Below are 2,173 nucleotides of genomic sequence, written 5' to 3'. Positions count from 1 at the left end.
CGATCTGGCGCCCCCACGGAGGGCGCCGGGCTCCGGCACGTACCGGCGGACAAGGGGCAGCACGCCCCGACTCCCGCTTCGGGGGGAGGCCGTTAGACTCATCGGATCGGCATGCTCGACCAGCACAATCGCAAGGAGGCACGGTGACACAGCCGCGCGAAGCGCGTCACGCACGGGCGGTGGTGGGCGACGGATGGGATCTGCTGACCCGCATCGGCGGACCGCGTGACCTCGACCGGCTCACTTCCGAGCAGCTGGAGCAGCTCGCCGAAGAGATCCGGACGTTCCTGGTCGACGCGGTCTCCAAGACCGGCGGCCACCTCGGACCCAACCTCGGCGTGGTCGAGCTCACCATCGCCCTGCACCGGGTCTTCGACTCGCCGAAGGACAAGGTCCTCTTCGACACCGGCCACCAGAGCTACGTGCACAAGCTCCTCACCGGCCGCCAGGACTTCAGCCGGCTCAAGAGCAAGGGCGGCCTCTCCGGCTACCCCTCGCGGGCCGAGTCCGAGCACGACGTGATCGAGAACTCGCACGCCTCCACCGTCCTCGGCTGGGCCGACGGCCTCGCCAAGGCCAACGAGGTCCGCGGCAAGGACGACCACGTCGTCGCGGTCATCGGCGACGGCGCGCTCACCGGCGGCATGGCCTGGGAGGCGCTGAACAACATCGCCGCCGCCAAGGACCGCCCCCTCGTCATCGTCGTCAACGACAACGAGCGCTCCTACGCGCCCACCATCGGCGGCCTCGCCAACCACCTGGCCACCCTGCGCACCACCGACGGCTACGAGCGCTTCCTGGCCCGCGGCAAGGACCTCCTGGAGCGCACCCCCGTCGTCGGCAAGCCGCTCTACGAGACGCTGCACGGCGCGAAGAAGGGCCTGAAGGACTTCATCGCCCCGCAGGGCATGTTCGAGGACCTCGGCCTCAAGTACGTCGGCCCCATCGACGGCCACGACATCGAGGCCCTGGAGTCCGCCCTCCAGCGCGCCAAGCGCTTCGGCGGCCCGGTCATCGTGCACTGCCTCACCGAGAAGGGCCGCGGCTACACCCCCGCCCTCCAGGACGAGGCCGACCGCTTCCACGCCGTCGGCAAGATCCACCCCGACACGGGCCTGCCCGTCGCCACCTCCGGCCTCGACTGGACGTCGGTGTTCGGCGAGGAGATGGTCAAGCTCGGCCACGAGCGCGAGGACATCGTCGCGATCACCGCGGCCATGCTCCAGCCGGTCGGCCTGACCGGGTTCGAGAAGGAGTTCCCGGACCGGATCTACGACGTCGGCATCGCCGAGCAGCACGGCGCGGTCTCCGCGGCCGGCCTCGCCACCGGCGGCCTCCACCCGGTCTTCGCGGTGTACGCCACCTTCCTCAACCGCGCCTTCGACCAGGTCCTGATGGACGTCGCCCTGCACAAGTGCGGGGTCACCTTCGTCCTGGACCGGGCCGGCATCACCGGTACGGACGGCGCCTCGCACAACGGCATGTGGGACATGTCCATCCTCCAGGTCGTGCCCGGCCTGCGGATCGCCGCCCCGCGCGACGCCGACCAGGTCCGCGCCCAGCTGCGCGAGGCCGTCGAGGTGGACGACGCGCCCACGGTCGTCCGCTTCTCCAAGGGCGCGGTCGGCCCCTCGGTCAAGGCCGTCGGCACGGTCGGCGGCATGGACGTGCTCCGCAAGCCGGGCGCCGCCCGGCCCGACGTGCTGCTGGTGTCCATCGGCGCGCTCGCCCCGATGTGCCTGGAGATCGCCGACCTGCTCGACGCCCAGGGCATCTCCACGACCGTGGTGGACCCCCGCTGGGTGAAGCCCGTGGACGAGGCCCTGGCGCCGCTCGCCGCGCGGCACCGCGTCGTCGTCACCGTCGAGGACAACAGCAGGGCCGGCGGCGTCGGCTCCGCGGTCTCCCAGGCGCTGCGCGACGCGGACGTCGACGTGCCGCTGCGCGACTTCGGCATCCCGCCGGTCTTCCTCGACCACGCCTCCCGCAAGGAGGTCATGGCCGAGATCGGGCTGACCGCCCCGGACATCGCCCGTCAGGTCACCGGCCTGGTCGCCAAGCTCGACGGGCGCTACGAGCCGGGCGCGGAGGACCGCACCGTCGCGGAGCGCGTCCGGGACTGACCCGTACCCCCGCTTCGGCCGAACGGGCCGGTCGGGCCACCCGTAACGAG

At 71.9% G+C, this 2,173-nt stretch carries 1 protein-coding gene; it reads left to right on the top strand.

The features are described from left to right. The first annotated feature begins 200 nt into the window (after nucleotides 1-200). A complete protein-coding gene (dxs, locus tag ACN6LM_RS37950; protein ID WP_445069973.1) occupies nucleotides 201-2,123 on the top strand; it encodes a 1-deoxy-D-xylulose-5-phosphate synthase in 1,923 nt (640 codons plus the stop codon). The last annotated feature ends 50 nt before the right edge of the window (nucleotides 2,124-2,173 follow it).

The sequence above is a fragment of the Streptomyces sp. SAS_281 genome (genome assembly GCF_052542855.1).
This window is presented reverse-complemented; position numbering and strand designations above follow the sequence as displayed.